The organism is Stetteria hydrogenophila, assembly GCF_054657575.1.
The window spans coordinates 628,519-645,265 of record NZ_BAAHYL010000002.1 but is presented as its reverse complement, the minus strand read 5'-3'; the positions used below and the strand labels follow the sequence as shown (position 1 = coordinate 645,265).

14 protein-coding genes are annotated in these 16,747 nt (G+C 67.1%); 5 read left to right on the top strand and 9 right to left on the bottom strand.

Features of this window, described 5'->3' with window-relative positions:
• Positions 1-96: 96 nt before the first annotated feature.
• The 3 genes from ACYQ3J_RS06665 to ACYQ3J_RS06655 all read left to right on the top strand — a co-directional run bounded on the left by ACYQ3J_RS06665 (position 97) and on the right by ACYQ3J_RS06655 (position 4,082).
• Positions 97-1,470, top strand: coding sequence for a dihydrolipoyl dehydrogenase family protein (locus tag ACYQ3J_RS06665; protein WP_460126049.1), 1,374 nt, complete (start codon positions 97-99; stop codon positions 1,468-1,470).
• Positions 1,471-1,555: 85 nt separating this feature from the next.
• Positions 1,556-1,963: a hypothetical protein gene (locus ACYQ3J_RS06660; RefSeq protein ID WP_460126047.1), complete on the top strand. Its 408-nt coding sequence runs from the start codon at positions 1,556-1,558 to the stop codon at positions 1,961-1,963.
• Positions 1,964-2,171: 208 nt separating this feature from the next.
• The gene (locus ACYQ3J_RS06655) at positions 2,172-4,082 is read left to right on the top strand and encodes a prolyl oligopeptidase family serine peptidase (protein WP_460126045.1); all 1,911 of its coding nucleotides are present in this window, start codon (positions 2,172-2,174) and stop codon (positions 4,080-4,082) included.
• On the opposite strand, the gene ACYQ3J_RS06650 is transcribed toward ACYQ3J_RS06655, so the two are convergent.
• Positions 4,079-4,819: a hypothetical protein gene (locus tag ACYQ3J_RS06650; protein ID WP_460126043.1), complete on the bottom strand. Its 741-nt coding sequence runs from the start codon at positions 4,817-4,819 to the stop codon at positions 4,079-4,081. The genes ACYQ3J_RS06655 and ACYQ3J_RS06650 overlap by 4 nt on opposite strands.
• A gap of 67 nt (positions 4,820-4,886) precedes the next feature.
• Entirely contained in the window at positions 4,887-5,609 is a 723-nt protein-coding gene (locus tag ACYQ3J_RS06645; protein WP_460126041.1) for a GTP cyclohydrolase IIa, read from the bottom strand.
• Positions 5,610-6,044: 435 nt separating this feature from the next.
• On the opposite strand from ACYQ3J_RS06645, the gene ACYQ3J_RS06640 reads away from it, so the two are divergent.
• Positions 6,045-7,364: a hypothetical protein gene (locus tag ACYQ3J_RS06640; protein ID WP_460126039.1), complete on the top strand. Its 1,320-nt coding sequence runs from the start codon at positions 6,045-6,047 to the stop codon at positions 7,362-7,364.
• Positions 7,365-7,528: 164 nt separating this feature from the next.
• On the opposite strand, the gene proC is transcribed toward ACYQ3J_RS06640, so the two are convergent.
• From proC to ACYQ3J_RS06610, 6 genes are all read right to left on the bottom strand, one after another.
• The gene (proC, locus tag ACYQ3J_RS06635) at positions 7,529-8,389 is read right to left on the bottom strand and encodes a pyrroline-5-carboxylate reductase (RefSeq protein ID WP_460126037.1); all 861 of its coding nucleotides are present in this window, start codon (positions 8,387-8,389) and stop codon (positions 7,529-7,531) included.
• Positions 8,386-9,513 carry a branched-chain amino acid ABC transporter permease gene (locus ACYQ3J_RS06630; protein ID WP_460126035.1) on the bottom strand — a complete coding sequence of 376 codons (1,128 nt, stop codon included), beginning with the start codon at positions 9,511-9,513 and terminating at the stop codon, positions 8,386-8,388. The genes proC and ACYQ3J_RS06630 overlap by 4 nt, the downstream gene beginning before the upstream one ends.
• Positions 9,514-9,520: 7 nt before the next feature.
• On the bottom strand, positions 9,521-10,543 hold the full coding sequence (locus tag ACYQ3J_RS06625) for a branched-chain amino acid ABC transporter permease (protein WP_460126033.1): 1,023 nt from the start codon (positions 10,541-10,543) through the stop codon (positions 9,521-9,523).
• Positions 10,544-10,549: 6 nt separating this feature from the next.
• Complete coding sequence (locus ACYQ3J_RS06620; RefSeq protein ID WP_460126288.1) at positions 10,550-11,260, bottom strand: branched-chain amino acid ABC transporter ATP-binding protein; 711 nt, start codon at positions 11,258-11,260, stop codon at positions 10,550-10,552.
• 24 nt (positions 11,261-11,284) lie between these two features.
• Positions 11,285-12,082 (bottom strand): ABC transporter ATP-binding protein, encoded by a 798-nt coding sequence (locus ACYQ3J_RS06615; protein WP_460126031.1) that lies wholly within the window; start codon positions 12,080-12,082, stop codon positions 11,285-11,287.
• A 93-nt stretch (positions 12,083-12,175) separates the two neighbouring features.
• Complete coding sequence (locus tag ACYQ3J_RS06610; RefSeq protein WP_460126029.1) at positions 12,176-13,546, bottom strand: penicillin-binding protein activator; 1,371 nt, start codon at positions 13,544-13,546, stop codon at positions 12,176-12,178.
• A 250-nt stretch (positions 13,547-13,796) separates the two neighbouring features.
• On the opposite strand from ACYQ3J_RS06610, the gene ACYQ3J_RS06605 reads away from it, so the two are divergent.
• Positions 13,797-15,194 carry a phosphoadenosine phosphosulfate reductase domain-containing protein gene (locus ACYQ3J_RS06605; protein ID WP_460126027.1) on the top strand — a complete coding sequence of 466 codons (1,398 nt, stop codon included), beginning with the start codon at positions 13,797-13,799 and terminating at the stop codon, positions 15,192-15,194.
• A gap of 22 nt (positions 15,195-15,216) precedes the next feature.
• Here the strand turns inward: ACYQ3J_RS06605 and ACYQ3J_RS06600 are convergent, their stop codons facing one another.
• Complete coding sequence (locus tag ACYQ3J_RS06600) at positions 15,217-16,740, bottom strand: radical SAM protein (RefSeq protein ID WP_460126025.1); 1,524 nt, start codon at positions 16,738-16,740, stop codon at positions 15,217-15,219.
• Positions 16,741-16,747 lie beyond the last annotated feature (7 nt).

The window sequence follows — 16,747 nt, the reverse complement described above, 5'->3', positions numbered from 1 at the left end:
GGTGGAGCCGGGGCTATTATAGCTATTGTAATGCACTTATACCTTCGAGCGGTGGCCGCGTGGCAAAAAGGTGGGCGCCTACGTGGTGGCTGGGTGATGGCGGCCTACGATGCCGTCGTGGTCGGCAGCGGGCCCGGAGGGTTCCCGGCGGCTCTCGCCCTAGCCTCTAGGGGGCTCAGGGTCGCGGTTGTGGAGGAGCACCTGCCCGGCGGCGAGTGCGTCAACTACGGCTGCGTCCCGAGCAAGGCGCTCCTCCACGCCGCCCGCGTCGTGTGGGAGGGCAGGCGGCTCGGGCTGAGGGTCGAGGCCCCCGGTGGGTGGCCGTGGGGCTGGGTCTCCCAGGCCGCGGAGTCCACCAGGCGGGGGGTCGAGGCGGCGCTGGAGGCGGCCGGAGCCGAGCTAGTCAGGGGGAGGGCGAGGCTCGCCGGCCGCGACGGGGGGAGGGTCAGGGTTAAGGTTGAGGGCTACGGGGAGCTGGAGGCTGGCAGCGTGCTCCTCGCGCCGGGGAGCGACCCCAAGAGCCTCCCCGGCCTCCCCATCGGGGGGAGGGTGCTGGATAACAGGGTCTTCTACGAGGCCGTCAGGGAGACGCCCGAGTCTGTGGTCATAGTGGGCGCCGGACCCGTCGGGGTCGAGGCGGCCTTCGCCCTCGCCTGGCTCGGGGCGAGGGTGGTGCTTGTAGAGGCGCTGAGCCGCGTCCTCCCAGCGATGGATAGGGACCTCTCGGCTATGGTTGCGAGGGGGCTGAGGAGGGCCGGCGTCAAGGTGTACACCGGGGCGAAGGCCAGGCTCGAGCCCGTCGACGGAGGGGTCAGGGCGGTTGTCGCCGGGGAGGAGGGGGTGTTCGACTACGCCCTCATCGCCGTGGGGAGGGCGCCGAGGACCGCGGGGATAGGCCTGGAGACAGTCGGGGTCGAGGTGGGGGAGGGGGGCTTCATAAGGGTTGGCCCCGGCCAGCAGGCCGCCCCCGGCGTCTACGCCGCCGGCGACGCGGCCGGGCCGCCGCTCCTAGCCCACAAGGCGATGTATGAGAGCCTCGTGGCCGCGGCGGGTATAGCGGGGATCGATGCCCCGCGCGGGAAGCCCCTGGTGCCCGTCGTAGTATTCGGCGACCCGGAGGTTGCGAGCGTGGGGCTCACGCTTGAGGAGGCGAGGAGGCAGGGGATCCCGGCCGGGGAGGCGAGGCTGAACCTCGCCGGCAACCCTAGGGTGCGCATAGAGAACGACGGCCTGGGCCTAGTCAAGATAGTGTACAGGAGGGACAACGGCTCAATCCTAGGCGTGCACGTCGCCGGCCCCAACGCCTCAGAGGCGATAGCGGCGGCGGTCCAGGAGATAGAGTCGGGCTCCACGCTGCGCGAGGCCGCGTGGAGGATCGCGCCCCACATGACCACCGTCGAGTCGATCGGAGACGCCATCAAGCAAGCCATAGGGCTGAGGGCGAGCAGGCTCCGGAGGAGGCCCGGGTAAGCCATAGACCCCGCCTCCCGGGAGGCCGGAGCGCATTAACCCTCCCCCGCCCCCTGGGAGAGGGATCCCCGGGAGGGCTCTCGCCGTGGGCTGCGGCGGCCTGGTGGTGGTCAACGACACGGGGGCGCTGCTCTCCGGTCTCCCCCTGAGGCTCCCCGCCCGCCACGTTGCCCCGAGGGCGGTGGTGGAGGAGGTCAGGGACAGGGAGTCCAGGGAGCTCCTGGAGAGGATGATCGAGTACGGCAGGCTCGAGGTCGAGGACCCCCCGGCGGGGGCGCTGGGTAGGGCGAGACTCGCCGCCAGGAGGGCCGGGGTGCTGGGGAGGCTGAGCCAGGCGGACCTCTCGGTGCTCGCCCTCGCCCTGGCCTACCGGGACGCCTGCGGCGACGTGGCGGCTGCGACGGACGACTACGCCCTCCAGCTCGCCCTCGCCAGGGCGGGGGTGAGGGTGGTCAGGATCCGCTACCAGGGCGTGAGGGAGGCCCGGGGCTAGCCCCCCGCCCTTCTCCCCCCGGAGGCCCCTCGGCAATTACTGAAACCGCCACTAAAACTTCTATAAAACTGTCATAAATTAAATTGAATGTACCGCAATGCTGTTATAACTTATAGCGGTCTAATAGTCTCGACTTGATTACAGTATCTCCTACCCTGAAATCCCTTTTAATTCCCGGGGCGCCTACGGGCAGTGTGGGTGCGCTGGGGTGGTGGGGCTCAAGCCCATTGACCCTGAGGATGTTGTCCTCCTCGCCAGGCCTGGGCCCGTGGACGTCTCCCCCGGGGGCGACGTCGCCGTGGTCCTCGCGAGGGCGGACCTGGAGAGGAACAGGTACCTGAGCGAGGTGAGGGTCTACACTAGCGGCGGCGAGGTCTACTTCATCCAGGCCGACGCCGCCGGCAGTGCCCAGTGGTCGCCCGAGGGGCGGCTGCTGGCGTTCGCGGGCAGGGTGAACGTGCCGGAGAAGGAGGAGGGGATGGGAGTCTACGTCGCCGGGAGGGGCGGCGGGCCGAGGCTCGTAGCCTGGTTCAAGCACGGCGTCGAGGCGTTCTCCTGGCTCTCAAGCGACAGGCTCGCGGTCGCGTCGAGGAAGCCCCTGGAGGGGAAGTGGGACCCCGACGGCGACTATGCCGTAACCGATGGCCTCCCGGCGTTGGAGGACGGCGCGGGTGTGACGGCGGGGCTTGGGTACGCGGTCTACACGGTTGACCTCGACTCTGGGAGGCCCGTGGAGGCCGCCTCCGGGGAGGGGAGGCTCGCAGCGTTCACCACGTGCCGGGGGAGGGTGTACTATGCCGTCGCCGAGGACTGGAGGGATCCCCTGAGCCACACGCTGAAGGAGGTGGAGCCGGGCGGGGAGGCGAGGACGGTCCTCAAGGGCTACACCATAGAGGCCCTCCGCTGCGTCGGGGGGGAGCTGTACGCCCTCATGCACAGGAGGCCTATAGGCCTGGCGAGCCACGCGAGGCTCCACAGGGTCGACCCGGCCTCGGGTGGGGTGGAGTGCCTGACCTGCGGCGTCGACTGGAACGCCTGGCGCATCTCCGGGGAGCTTGAGGGCCGCCCGGTACTGCTCTACCCCAGGAGGGGAGCCTCGGTCCTCGCCGTGGTCGAGGGCAGGGACAGGCTCAGGGACCTCACCCCGGGCGACGCCTTCGTCCACGCCGCCTCAGCCCGCGGGGGCGTGGTGGCCTACTGGCTCTCCACCCCCACCAGGCCCCCGGAGCTTTTCGTGGAGAGGCCCGGCGAGGGCGGGGGCCGGGAGCAGCTCACCACGGTTAACAGGTGGTTCACTGAGAAGTACGCGGGCTCCCTCCGGGAGCCTGTCTACTTCAGGGTGAAGGCTGCCGGCGACGAGGTGGACGCCTGGGCGATCGACCCGAAGCCGGGGGAGGAGAAGCCGGTGATCCTCTTCATCCACGGCGGCCCGAAGGGGCTCTACGGCTACTACTTCCACCCCGAGATGCGCTTCTTCGCCAGCAGGGGGTTCCTGGTGGTCTACTCCAACCCCAGGGGCAGCGACGGGTACAGCGAGGAGTTCGCCGACATAAGGGGGAGGTACGGGGAGGTCGACTACGAGCAGATAATGGCCGCGCTCAACGAGGCGGTGGAGCGCTTCAAGGGGGACAGGGAGAGGATGGCGGTGACCGGGATAAGCTACGGCGGCTACATGACCAACGTGATCGTGACTAGGACCGACGCCTTCAGGGCAGCGGTGCCGGAGAACGGGGTGGCCGACTGGGTCGCCGACTACTGGGCGAGCGACATCGGCTACTACTTCAACCCCGACCAGATAGGAGGCACTCCCCTCGACAACCTGGAGGAGTACGTGAAGCGCAGCCCCGCCTTCCACGCGGGGAGGGTGAAGACCCCCCTCCTGATAATCCACAGCCTCGAGGACTACAGGTGCTTCGTGGACCAGGCGCTCGCCATGCACGCAGCGGTGAGGCTCTCCGGCGGCGAGTCCAGGCTGGTCATCTTCAAGTCGGGCAGCCACGGCTTCAGCGTGCTGGGGAGGCCGAAGGCCAGGCTGAAGAGGCTGAAGCTGAAGCTGGAGTGGCTGGAGGAGAAGCTCGGCGTGAAGAGCGGAGGGAAGGGGGAGGGCGGGGGGTCCTAGCTCTCCCCCTCCGCCTCGCCCGAGACGACCCAGTGGCCCAGCTCCTCGTCGTAGTAGGCCAGCCCGGCCTTGGCAAGCTTCTCCAGGAGCCTCGCCGCCCTCGCGCCCCTGTTGCCGCCGAGCTCCGCCCTGAGCAGGGCCGCCGCCTCCAGGAGGTCCCTGACGCCTATCCCCTCCAGCTTCGACTTGAACTCCCCCCAGAATGAGGGGTCCACGGCTACCCTCTCGCCGGCTAGGGTGAGCACCCTGGCCCCCTGGGATTGGAGCTTGGAGAAGAAGCGGCCGGGATCCCGGAGCCACTGGAGGTCGGACTCGAACACCACGCCCTCCTCGTGGAGCCTGTCCATGCCGCTCGCCCTGCCGGTGGAGCGCCTCGCGTGCGCCCTCGCCGGCCTCGCGGGGGGAGGCAGGGGCTGGGGCTCCTCCTCGCCCCCGGCGGACTCGATGGCCTCGACTGCCTCGAGGAGCTCGGCGACCCTCCTGTTGACCTCGTCGATCTTGGCCGTGAAGGGGTTGATGAGGTCCGCCACCACCCTCTCAAGCCTCCTCGCGACGGCGTCCGCCAGCCTCCTCACATCCCCACCGGGGGCTCCGCCGGCCTCGAGGGCCTTGAGGGCTAGCTCCCTCACGTAGTCGCCTACGGTCTCGTACCCCGCGCTCCGGGCCTCCCTCGATAGCCTCGCGTACTCCTCCTCGGTGAACCAGACTAGGACCGGGAAGCCCTTGCGCCTCGCCACGCTAGCACCCTGGCTAGGGGGTGTTGGCCCCGGGCCCTAATTACGCCGGCGCCGGCCCCCCGGGGGGCTAGCCTATCTTCGAGTAGACCTTGTCCTTCACGCTCCCCGACCTTATCTCGCTCAGCGCCTCCGTCGCCAGGGCCATGGCCCGCCTGTAGGTCCTCGACACCCCCACGCCCGCCTTGAGGTCGCTGATCTTCACCGCCTCCCTCGCCAGGTCCCGGGCGGAGTTGAGCGGCAGGACTAGGAGGAGGTTGTCGCCGCCCAGGTACTGGGTTATCACCCCCGCCTGGATCAGCATGCTCTCAACGCGCTCCACGAGCTCCACTATCATGTGGTAGGCCTTGTAGGCCCCCAGCTTGAGGGTGAGGCCCGTGACGTCGTTGAGGTCTACGTGGGCGACTGCCGCCGCCTCCTCGCTCCTGCACCCCCCGTACTCCAGCCCCCCGGGCTTCGCGTCCTGGAGCAGGTTGAACGCCGCCTCCTCCGCCGCGAGGGGGGTGGAGCTGCAGGCGCTCCCAATCCTCACGGGAACGGGGCTCACGGACTCCGCGGCCCTGAGGATCCTCCTCAGCCCCCGGGCGTCCACGTTGCTGGAGAGGATGAGCATGTAGTCGTACCTAGCCGGGAGCACGATGGCCTCGTGCTTCGCGGCCTCCTCCTGGACGCGGGCGTAGACCCGGGCCTGGACGGACTGGATTATCCACTCCCTGTCGGGGCCAAGGCTCTCAGTCCACTCCCTGAACCCGACGAGCTCGAGAACGCTAATCCTAGAGGCAAGCTCAGGCACCACCCGGGCACCTCCACGGCGCAGCCGAACGCCCAGCCCTCGAGGCCTCTCAACGCCGAGGCCCAGGGCGGAGTTTAGGGGGGTAATAATGCATCGCCAATACGCCCCAGGGGCCCCGGCCCCGGCGCGGGTGCTGAACCCTTCAGGGCCTCCGGGATCCCCCCAGGAGGCGGCTCGGCGCGCCCCGCTCCAAGGCGTGGGTGAAGGGCCTGGAGGAGGGGTGCCCGTCAGGGGGGCCTCGGCCAGGCAGCCGGCCTGTAGGCCATCCCCTCCCGGGCTGGGAGGGGGTTGCCACCCCGCCATAGGCCTCACCGGCCCCGCTGGGGGAGGGATCCCGGGTGTGAGCCTTAACTTCACCCTGGGGGCTCGGCGCTGGCTTCGACGGCTGCCTCTTTTAGGAGCTCATCGCCCTGCGAGATGTGGGGGCTGCGTGGGTTGACGGGGCTGGAGGGGCTCCCGGCTCTTGTGGAGGTGTTGAGGCGGCGCGTCAGGGTTGATGGTATGAGGCTCGTCTTCGAGCCGGGGGCTGAGAGGCTTCTCGACGAGGTTAGGGACTTGATCGTCGACGCGGTGGTTGGCCGGGGGGAGATTGAGAGGGCCAGGGAGTGGGCGGGGATCCTGGAGGCTGAGCTGTCCAGGGCGGCGAGGCTCCTGGGGGCGGCGGGGTGGAGCTACTCCAGGGAGCTTAGGAGCTTCCTCGAGGACCCAAGGCTCCACTTGAGGAAGAAGCTCTTCAACTACGTCTTCGACCTGGCCCGGGGGAGGCTGGGGGTCGAGGAGCTCGCCCGGCGGGGGGCCGCGGCGGTTAGGACTAGCCTGAGGACCAACCTGAGGAGCATATACCAGGACTGGGTGCTGGCCGTCATACTCTCGGGGCTCGGGGAGCGCGGTGGGAGGCTAGTCTACCCCGAGACGGGCGTGGTCCTCCTGGAGAGGAGTGGGAGGCAGCGCTCCGGCTCGATACCCCCGAACGCCGTCGTCCGCCTCCCGCGGGGGGAGGTTAGCCTGTTCCTCGAGGCCCCCAGGCCCCTGGGCTGGGAGGACTCCAGCGACTTGAGGAGGAGCTGGAGGCTCTACACCACCCTCCGCCCTGACATACTCGTCTACCCGGGGAGGGTGCTCGACATAGCCGCCCCCGACCGGGACCCCCCGGTGCTCAGGCCCCACACGATCATCGAGTGCAAGGAGCTCCCGGACTGGTTCGAGCGCTCGAGGGACCTGAGGGGCCCCCTGGCGGAGCCCATGAGTGCCGCGGAGTGGAGGGCCCGCTGGCTCAGGGGGCTCGAGGACGGCCTCGCGGACGTGCTGGGCGTCGACAGGAGGAGCGTCGAGGCCCTAGCCGAGGGGAGGGCGAGGAGCCTGAGGGTGAAGGAGCACAGGCTCGTCCTCCTCTACAAGGAGACTTTCAAGCCGGAGAGGATGCACCTAGTCTCGCGAGCCAGGCTCCCCAGGGAGGTGAGGCTCGACCTCGAGTCGAACGGGGTCACGGTCCACGACGGGGTTGAGATGGGGGACAGGGAGGCCCTCCAGGGCCTCGTCGAAGAGGTGGAGGAGGTGGCGAGGCCCGCAGGCGCCCCCAGCCTCGGCGACGTCGTCGCCGAGGCCCTCGCGGAGGCGGAGAGGCTCGCAAGGAGCGGGGCCCCAGTCGACCCCGCCCTCATAGTCGGCGAGGCGGTGCTCCGCTTCCTCTCCGAGCGACTGGGGGACGAGAGGGCAACCCTCCTCCTCCAGTCGAGGAGGAAGGCGATGGCGTAGAAGCCCCCGAGGGCGGGCTCGGCATCGCAGGGCCTCCCCACCCCGGGGAGGGAGAGGGATCCCCTCCCCCCCGGGTTGGAGTCGGAGGTTTACCTCACCGCCCGCCCCCTATCTCGAGAGGGGGCGTGGAGGGGTTTGAATTCACCCGCCGAAAACGCTTGGGGCTAGCCTCGCCGGGATCCCAGGCCCTTCTCGAGGGCCTCCCTCACAGCCTTGTCTATGGACTCGCCGAGCTGGGCGCCCCTCCGGGTTGAGGCTTCCACCACGCTCATGAGGCCTGCCTTGACGCCTGAGGCCTCGAGCTTCGCGAGGCCGTAGATGGTCGTGCCGGCGGGTGTGGTCACCTCGTCCCTCAGCTCGAGGGGGTGGGTGGGCCTCTCCTCTAGGTGCTCCGCGGTCGCCTTTAGCGCGTCGAGGAGCGCCCTGTACGCTAGGTCCCTGGGCATCCCCGTCATGACCGCTCCGAGGACGAGGGCGTCGACTATCTCGGCTATGAACGCGGGGCCGCTGCCGACGAGGGCGGTCCAGGCGTCCATCCACTCCTCGGGTATCCAGTACACGCTCCCCAGGCACTTGAATAGGGCCTCAACCATCGACGCCCTCGGCCCCCTCCCGTTACCCTCCGAGGCGAGGGCGGTGGTGCTCCTGGCTATCAAAGCGTTAATGTTGGGCATCGCCCTGTAGACCTCGGCGCCGGGAAACGCCTGGCGGAGGGTTGAGAGCTTCACCCCCGCCACTATTGAGGCGACCACCTTCCCCTCCACGGCGCCCCGGATCTCGAGGGCGACCGCGGGGAGCTGGTAGGGCTTCACGCTCACGACTATCAGGTCCGCCTGCCTCGCAGCCCACGCGTTGTCCCTCGTCGCCTCGGCTCCCAGCCTCCCCGCGGCCTCGAGGGTCTCCCTCCTCCTCCCCGTAGCTATGACCCTGGAGACGCAGTGGCGGGTGGCCTTGATTATGGCCTGGCCTATCCTGCCGGCGCCCAGGACTGCGAGCGTCACGTCGCCCAAGGGCTTGCCGGTCAACGCCCCTCCAACTCCTCCTCCGCTATCCTCTCGAAGTCGACCGTCCTGCTCATCCTCTCGGGTATTATCCCCTGCGGCCTCACGTAGAGTATTATGATTATCAGGATGCCTATGAGTATGTTGGGCAGCAGGCTGGCGACGAGGCCTGCCTCTATGTGGAGCGCCACCCCTATCGCCGCCTGGTAGTACTCGAAGAGCCTCTTGCCTATCAGGAAGACCACTGCCCCGAGGACTGCGCCGAGGTTGTTAGCCATGCCGCCCAGTATAATCATGGCCCATGGGATGAAGGTCCACACCACCCTGTTGAACGCTATCGCCACGGAGGAGGCGTTTGCCTGGGTGTAGAAGAAGCCTGCGAGCCCCGCGAGCGCGGAGGCCACCATTATGACTTTCAGCCTTATCTCCGCAATGTTCTTCCCGAAGACGCCGGCCGCTACCTCGTCGTCTCTAACCGCCCTCATCGCCCTCCCCATCGGGCTGTTCGCCAGCCTCTCGGCGTAGAGGTAGGCGAGCACCGCCAGCACTCCGCTGCCAATCAAGGCGAACCTGAGCGGGTTGCTGGTGAACGTCACCGCCCATAGGCCCTTGTTGCCCCCGCTCAGGCTCTCGGTCTGGTAGAAGACCACCATCACCATCAGCTCGGCGAACGAGAGGAGGAGTATGGCCAGGTAGTCCTCCCTGAGCCTGAGCGCCGCGTAGCTCGCCATGAGGCCGAAGAGCATCGCGAGCGCCACGGTGACCACTAGCAGGACCACTAGCAGCAGCGCCTCCACCGCGGCGTGGCTCGTGATGAAGGGCTTCAGGTAGCTGTTCATGATGATTCTGTTGGCATCAGTATCGGCCGCTGCGTCGACTAGGCTGCCCCAGTGCGCGGCGCCGGGGACGAGCCTGGAGACCTCGCTCAGCGCCTGGGCCGCCTCCTCGGGCCTCAGCTTCTCGTAGAGCCACGCGGCCACCCTCACCCCTATGCCCTGGGCGGTGAAGGCGCCAATGAAGACGAAGAGGTGCTTGCCGAAGTTGGGAATCCCGGTGAAGCCGGCCTCAAGGTTGAGGCTGACAGCCACCACCACGTAGGCCAGCAGGCTCACGAGGAACGCGTCGCTGAATATCCACCAGTTAACCATCCACCCCTCACCTCCTCCACGAGGGGAGCCTCTTCAAGCCGAGCCTGGCGGCGAGCCTGGACCAGTCCACGCCCGCCAGGCCCCTGGGGGCGTAGAGGAGCACGAGTATCACCAGGCTGAGGCTCATCACCTTCTCGTAGTTGATGAGGGAGACGTTGGGGAAGCCGAGGTGCGTGACGAAGACCGCCCTGTACACGTTGTTCACGATTGCAGTGCCAATCTTCTCCGCGAGCCCAACCAGGAAGCCGCCGATGAGGCCCCAGTACACGCTCTCCAGGCCGCCGACTATGCTCCCCGCGAAGACTGTGACTATCACCAGGGCCGAGACGGCGGGGTCGACGCCCTTGAAGGAGAACGCCATGAGGGCCCCGGCTACGCCGGCGAGGAAGCCGCTGATCGCCCATGAGACGGTGTAGACCAGGTCCGTGTTCACCCCCATCGCGCCGGCTAGGGAGGGGTTCTCGATTGTCGCCCTCATGGCTACACCGAAGCTCGTCCTGGTCAGGAATAGGTGGAAGAGAGCGGTGAGGATGACCGCGGTGACGGGTAGGACAACCGTGTAGGAGTCCACGACGTGGCCTAGGATCTTCAGCTTGGGCTGGTAGCCGACGACGGGGGCGCCGATCAGCTTCGGGATGTGCCTCCCGGGGGTCTCGTAGAGTATGAGGGTCAGCAGGTTCAGGAGGATGATGTCCACCGCGAACGTCGCTATCATGAGGCCCGTGATCGTGTTGCCCCTCGCCGCGAGCGGCTTGAGCACCGCCAGGTACATGAGCACGCTGAACGCTGCGGCGGCGACGCCGCCGAGGAGTGGGCCAAGAATGAAGACTTTCCAAGAGGGCTGCGCGCCGAGGATCCTGTCGATGACCAGCAGGGTCGCGACCGAGCCGATCATGGCTATGGTTGCGTGGGCGAAGTTCGGCACCCTAGTCGTCTGGTAGGTGAGCGTGAGGCCCATGCTGAGCAGGCCTATCGCCGCGGCGTAGGCTATGCTGCTGAGCGTGAACGTGAACCCGGGCAGGATCGCCACGGCCCGTCACCTCTTGAGGCCCAGGTACCTCTTCCCCAGCTCCTGGTCTGCGAGCAACTCCGCCGCCGAGCCGTTGAACGCCACCCTCCCCGAGACCATGAGCAGGGCCTTGTCCCCGTTTTCAAGGGCCAGCTTGGCGTTCTGCTCCGCCCAGACCATGCTCTTCCCCAGCTCGTCCCTGAGCCAGAGAATCTTCTCGACCACCTCCTTCGCCGCCTTCGGGGCTAGGCCGGCGGTGGGCTCGTCGAGTATGAAGAGCTTCGGCCTCCTAATCAGCGCCATCGCCATGGCGAGGAGCTGCCTCTGCCCCCCGCTGAGGGACTTCGCCTTAACCCCCAGCTTCTCCTTGAGGAAGGGGAAGACCTCCAGCACCTCCCTAACCCTGTCCTCGGCCAGCTCGGGCTTCAACCCGTAGGAGGCCATCTTCAGGTTCTCGCCCACAGTCAGCTCGGCGAACACGTTGTCCGTCTGGGGCACGAAGGCCATGCCGAGCCTGGCCCTCATGTAGGTGGGGAGCCTGGTTATATCCCTCCCGTCCAGGACTATCTTCCCCGAGTAAATCCTCGTCAGGCCGAACAAGGTCTTGAGCATCGTGCTCTTCCCGCTCCCGTTCGGGCCCACGACCACAAGTATCTCCCTCCTCCCCACGTCGAAGTCCACGTCGAATATCACGTGGAACTTGCCGTAGCCCGCGTTGAGGGACCTAACCGATAGCACCTGCTCCACTCCCGGCACCCCCCGTCACCCGCCCAGGTAGCTCTCTATAACCTTTGGGTGCTCAAGCACGTCTCTGGGATCCCCCTCGGCTATGACCCTCCCCAAAGCCATGGCGTAGGCGTGGTCCACGTAGTCGACTGCAATGTCGAGCCTGTGCTCCACTATGAGGAAGGTGAGGCCCTCCTCGTCCGTCAGCCTCCTGAGGAACCTGAATATCTCGTGGGCGAGCACCGGGTTCACGCCCGCAGTGGGCTCATCCATGAGTATGACCTTGGGGTTGTCGGGCATCAGGATCCTCGCCACCTCGAGGAGCTTCATCTGCCCCCCGCTCATCTCGCTGGGCCTCCTGTCCCAGAGGTGCTTGATCCTAGTGAAGGACAGCATCCTGAACGCCCTCCGCACCGTCTCCTCCTCGAACCTCTCCCACAACCTCCTGAGGACCCCGGACACCACGCCCTCCCCGGGGTTCCCGTGCCGGGCGAACGCCGCGTTCTCCACCACCGCGAGCCCCGTGAAGAGCCTGGGCACCTGGAAGGACCTCACGAGCCCCCGCCTGAACCTCTCGTGGGGCGGCAGCTCCGTGACGTCCTCCCCGTCGAGTATGACCCTGCCGGCGTCGGGCTTGTAGACCCCGCTCAACACGTTGATGAGCGTGCTCTTCCCGCTCCCGTTGGGGCCTATGAGCAGCGTGATCTTCCCCCTAGGCACCCTCAAGTCGACCCCGTCGAGCGCCCTCAGCTCCCCGAACTTCTTCACCAGCCCCCTAGCCTCGAGCACGTAGTCCAACCCGTAGTCCACCCCATACACGTGGCTCCCGGCCACCGGTCAAGGAATCCTACCGGGGCGGGTGGAGGTGAAGCTTTAAAAAGAGGCCGCTCCGCGGGGCCGAGGGCCCCGCTCGGGGGGAGTCCGGGGCTACTTGCACTGGATCGGGTTGCCCTCCACGGGCTCGATGGTGTCGGTCTCGAACTTGTAGAGCGCCGTGATCCTCCACTCGTAGCCGCCGTCGGTCTTGACCACCTCGAATATTCCGTAGTCGGAGCCAGCCCTGTCGCCGAACTCGTTCAGCACTATCTTACCGGAGACGCCCACGTAGTCCTGCACGACCTGCGGGATCGCCTGGGCTACGGCGTCCACCGTGGCGCTGGCGCCTCCAGCCTTCTCAATGGCGAGGGCCATGACCCAGACTGCGTCGTAGGCTATGAGGCTGTAGGGGTCGGGCGTGTAGCCCACCCTCTCCTTGAGGGCGCAGTAGATCTGCGGCGTCTTGTCGCTCAGCGAGAAGGTCACAGTATTCTTCCAGTGCACGGTGGCGGCGAACTCAGCCGCCCCGGGGCTCTGGACGACGGCCTGGCTCAGGGCGGAGCCATCACTGCCGTACCACTTCACCTGCTTGAGCACGTCGTAGTTGTTCGCGGCCTCGAGTATGTTTGCGACCTCCTCGAAGCCAATGATTTCGACGCCTATCTTCTCGGCAGGCACGCCCTGGCTGATGAGGTTCTCAACGTCGTTCTTCACCTGCTCCACTATGTTGGCGAAGTTCGCGGCCTTCGGGTCGTAGGGGATCTTGTCGACGATGTTGCCGCCGGCCTCGATGAAGTACTGCTCCACGAACCCGGCGAGGCCGCTGCCCCAGTCGTCGTTCCTGTAAACTATTATCACGTGAGTCACGCCGTCAGCCTGGTAGAGCTTGGCGAGGACCTTCCCCTGGAACTCGTCCGGCGGCGGGAACCTGTAGACAGTGTCCTTGAGGGCCAGGCTTGGAGCAGTGCTCGACTGGCTGATGACCACGGCCTTGTAGCCCTGCTGGATCAGGCTAACGATCTGGGCTAGCTCGGCGCTGCTCATCGGGCCGATGAAGAACTTTATACCCCTCTGGTAGAGGGCGTCGAACCTGTCCCTGGCGGTAGCCGGGTCAGTCGCGGTGTCGACGATCTCAATCTTTATCCTGAAGTTCGCCCCCTTCTCCTCCAGGTACTTGTTCACGTCGCTCTCAGCCATGAGGATGGCCTCCTTGTTCGCCTTGCCCATCGTCGACAGGTCGCCGGTGAGCGGGATCAAGGCGCCGATGGTGATCGTGGTCACCTGCCCGCCCTGGGCCTGCGTGGTCGTGGTGGCGGCCGGGCTAGTAGTTGTAGTAGTCGTTGTCCCGGTGAACGTGGGGGTGGTCGTGGTGGTAGTGGTAGTGGTCCCCGCCCCGCCACCGCCTCCGAGGAGCACGGCCGCCGCGACCACTATTATCAATAGCACTATGGCCACTCCAATCCACGTCCTTGTGTCAGCCACCGCTCCATCACCCGGGCTTCCAAGAGTCTCTGGCGCTGCTAAGCTCCCGGGTTTAGTATTAAAGCGTTTCCCTAATCTTAGGGTTCAACGATAGGGGGATTAGCCACTGGTAGATGGGTTGGGAAACATATTCAAATGTATTCAACACTATTCGTCAGTGAACAATCCCCCAGGACTGCTGCGGGGAGCGTGGCTCCCCCTCCAGGATTTTAGGCCTCGACGGGGCCACTTCAGCGTTGCAGCGGCGGGAGTGGTTGTCGTGTTCAGGGTCCTCGTTAGGAGCAGGCGCGACGCGGGGGCGGTGGAGGCTACGCTTAAGGCGTTCATGCCCGGGTGGGGCGTGCGCGTCGAGACCCTCGGGGGCCTGCGTGGCGAGAGGCTCGCAGACGCCATACTTGAGAGGCTGGAGCCCTTCACCTTCGTGCTACTGGGCAGGGAGGACTCGGGGGTTGCGGAGGCGGTCGCCCGCGGGCTCCCCCCGCTCTCGAGCGTCGTCGTCACTAAGGGGGCCAGGGTTAGGAACAACAGGGTCGAGGCGATATACCGGTACATAGGCGAGGCCAGGGCTCGGGTGAGGCTCGCGGCCTACTGGAGCGGTGGGAGCTACGTCTTCTCCACCGGCTTCGGGGGCGTCGAGCTCCCCGGGATCCCGTACTTGCTGCGGGGGGACAACTTCCTCCTCCACGGCCCCGGCGCCAGGGTGCTGACGGGCGTCCTCTCCGGGGGAGCGGGTGAGACCCCCCTCCTCTACAGGGTGGAGGGCGGGAGGCACCTGGTCTACAGCGGCCCAGTGCTGGTGGGGGAGCTGGACGCGGGCGAGGACTCCCCACGCCCCAGGGGCTCCAGGATCCCGGGCGCGGAGCCGGTGAGCGTGCCCCTCGAGCGAGTGGTCGAGGCTAACAGGCCCCTCCTCTCGCTCCTGGAGCGCCACGTGGTCGAGTGGCTCCGCTCCACCGCCCCGGACCCCGACACGGTGCTCGTCCCCTGGAGCGGCGGGAAGGACTCCACCGCCGCCCTCCTCGCCGCGGTGGAGGCCTACGGGAGGGACGGAGTGGTCGCGGTGTACGCCGACACGGGTGTGGACTTCCCAGTGAACAGGGAGTACGTTGAGAGGCAGGCGTCGAGGCTGGGCGTCGACCTGGTAGTGGAGCACGCCGGCGTCGACAGGGAGCTCCTCGCCGGCAGGCCCCTGCCGACGCACGGGGACAGGTGGTGCACCGGCCTCAAGCTCGAAGCGTTGAGGAGGGCGTTCAGGAGCGCCACGAGGGGGAAGGCGGTGATAGTGACGGGGGACAGGGACGCCGAGAGCGCTGGGAGGTACCAGAGGCCCCCCGCGAGGAGCGACGAGGCCACGGGGATCCCGGTGCTCTCCCCCATCAAGCTCTGGGGCGGCGCCCACACCCAGCTCTACGTGCTCTCCAAGGGGGTCCCCCTCAACCCCCTCTACGAGGCCGGCTTCTACAGGATAGGCTGCTACATCTGCTTCAGCCTCAGGGGCTGGGAGCTAGAGGTGATGGAGAGGGCCGGGATCCTAGCCGGGATCCTCTCCAGGAGGCCCGGCCACGCCGGGATCCTGAGGAGGTTCCTCGAGGCGAAGAGGAGGGGCCTCCTCAGGCCCGGCGACGCCCCCTGCGCCTCCGCGCCCTAAGCCACAGGGAGGGCCCGGGGGGCTAGGCCCGTCCCTCCCCGGCGGGCCTGGGGGCGGCCCCGGGCTTTTCGCTCAGCCTCCTCCACTCCCTCAGGTTGTAGAGGCAGCCGGGGTCGGGGGCGAGTGGGTCGCCGTAGTAGGCGTAGGCCCTGGCCCTGCAGCCGCCGCACATGTTCCTGTAGGGGCACTTGCCGCAGAACCCCTTGAGCTTGCTCCTGTCCCTCAGCATCTTGAAGAGGAGTGAGCCCTCCCATATCTCCTGGAACGTCTTAACCCTCAGGTTCCCCACGGGTACCGGGAGGAAGACGCAGGGGGTCACGGTGCCCTCCGGCTCTATCGCCGCGTAGATCCTCCCAGCGCCGCAGCCGCCGACGAACTCCGCTAGAGCCTTGACGACGGGGTTCTCGCCCACGTAGAAGTGCGTCGGGGCCACCTCCTCCCCGCCGCTCAGCTGGAGGGCGACCCTCCCGTACTGGGGGGCGGTGCTCACTATCTCGAGCCTCCTCCGCCTCATCTCCTTGTAGATTGTTCTCAGGAACTCCTCCCTCTCTACCGGGTCGAGGTCTAGCCACATGTTCTCCCTGCCCCTCCCGACGGGGACGAAGTTGAAGAACACCACCCTCTTCACGCCGATGCTCTCAGCCAGGTCGAGCAGGTCCTCAACCTCGTCGATGTTGGTCTTGGTTACGGTGACCGCCATCCCGTGGTTGACCCCCAGCTTCACCGCGTTCTCCAGGGCCTTCACGGCCCTCTCCCAGGAGCCCCTCACACCCCTGAACTCGTCGTGCTTCCTCGGGTTGGCGCTGTCCACGGAGACCTCGACGTACCTGAGCCCTAGCTTCGCGGCCTTCTTGAGGTTCTCTATGTTGGCGAACATCCAGCCGTTGGTCGCCACCGAGGCGTAGATCCCCCTCCTCGCTATCTCGTGGAGTACCGTGTAGAAGTTGGGGTGGATCGTGGGCTCCCCGCCGCTCAGCGCTATCGCCGCGACCCCCGCCCTGTCGAGCTGGTCTATCACCCTCACCTTCTCCTCGAGGGTTAACTCGTTGGGGAGGGGCCTGTCTGCCCTCTGGTAGCAGTGCTTACACCTCAAGTTGCACATGTTCGTCATGTTCCAGACTATCAGGAATGGGGCCGGCATCTTCTGGGGCACGGTCACCCCGTAGAGGCCCAGACCCCTGACTATCAGCGCGACGCCACGCCTCACCGCGGGGTCCCTGAGGGCTTCGGCGGCCTCCTCCTCCCTCCCCTTCAGCAGCTTGACCCCGAGCCTCACCACGCTGCTGATGAGCCAGCCCAGGAACCTGGCAGTGACGGGGCAGGACGACACGTTCTCCCCGGCGAGCATTGAGAGGGCGTGGTAGACTATCGACGCTGAGACCCTCTCGTCGCCGTAGCTGCACTCGGCCTCCGCGCACGCAGCCCTGAGTACGAGGCGCGTGGCTGGGTTGTTGAAGAGGAGCCTAAGGCCCGCCAGGAGCGCCCCTAGGCCTCCCCTCTGCTCCCCGCCGGAGTCGACGGGGACCTCCGGGAGGACGTTGCTCACCGCCCGA

Bases quoted from the DNA above. Each gene is read 5' to 3' on its own strand.
- ACYQ3J_RS06630 (WP_460126035.1), bottom strand. From the start codon at position 9,513: ATGGTTAACTGGTGGATATTCAGCGACGCGTTCCTCGTGAGCCTGCTG.
- ACYQ3J_RS06665 (WP_460126049.1), top strand. From the start codon at position 97: ATGGCGGCCTACGATGCCGTCGTGGTCGGCAGCGGGCCCGGAGGGTTC.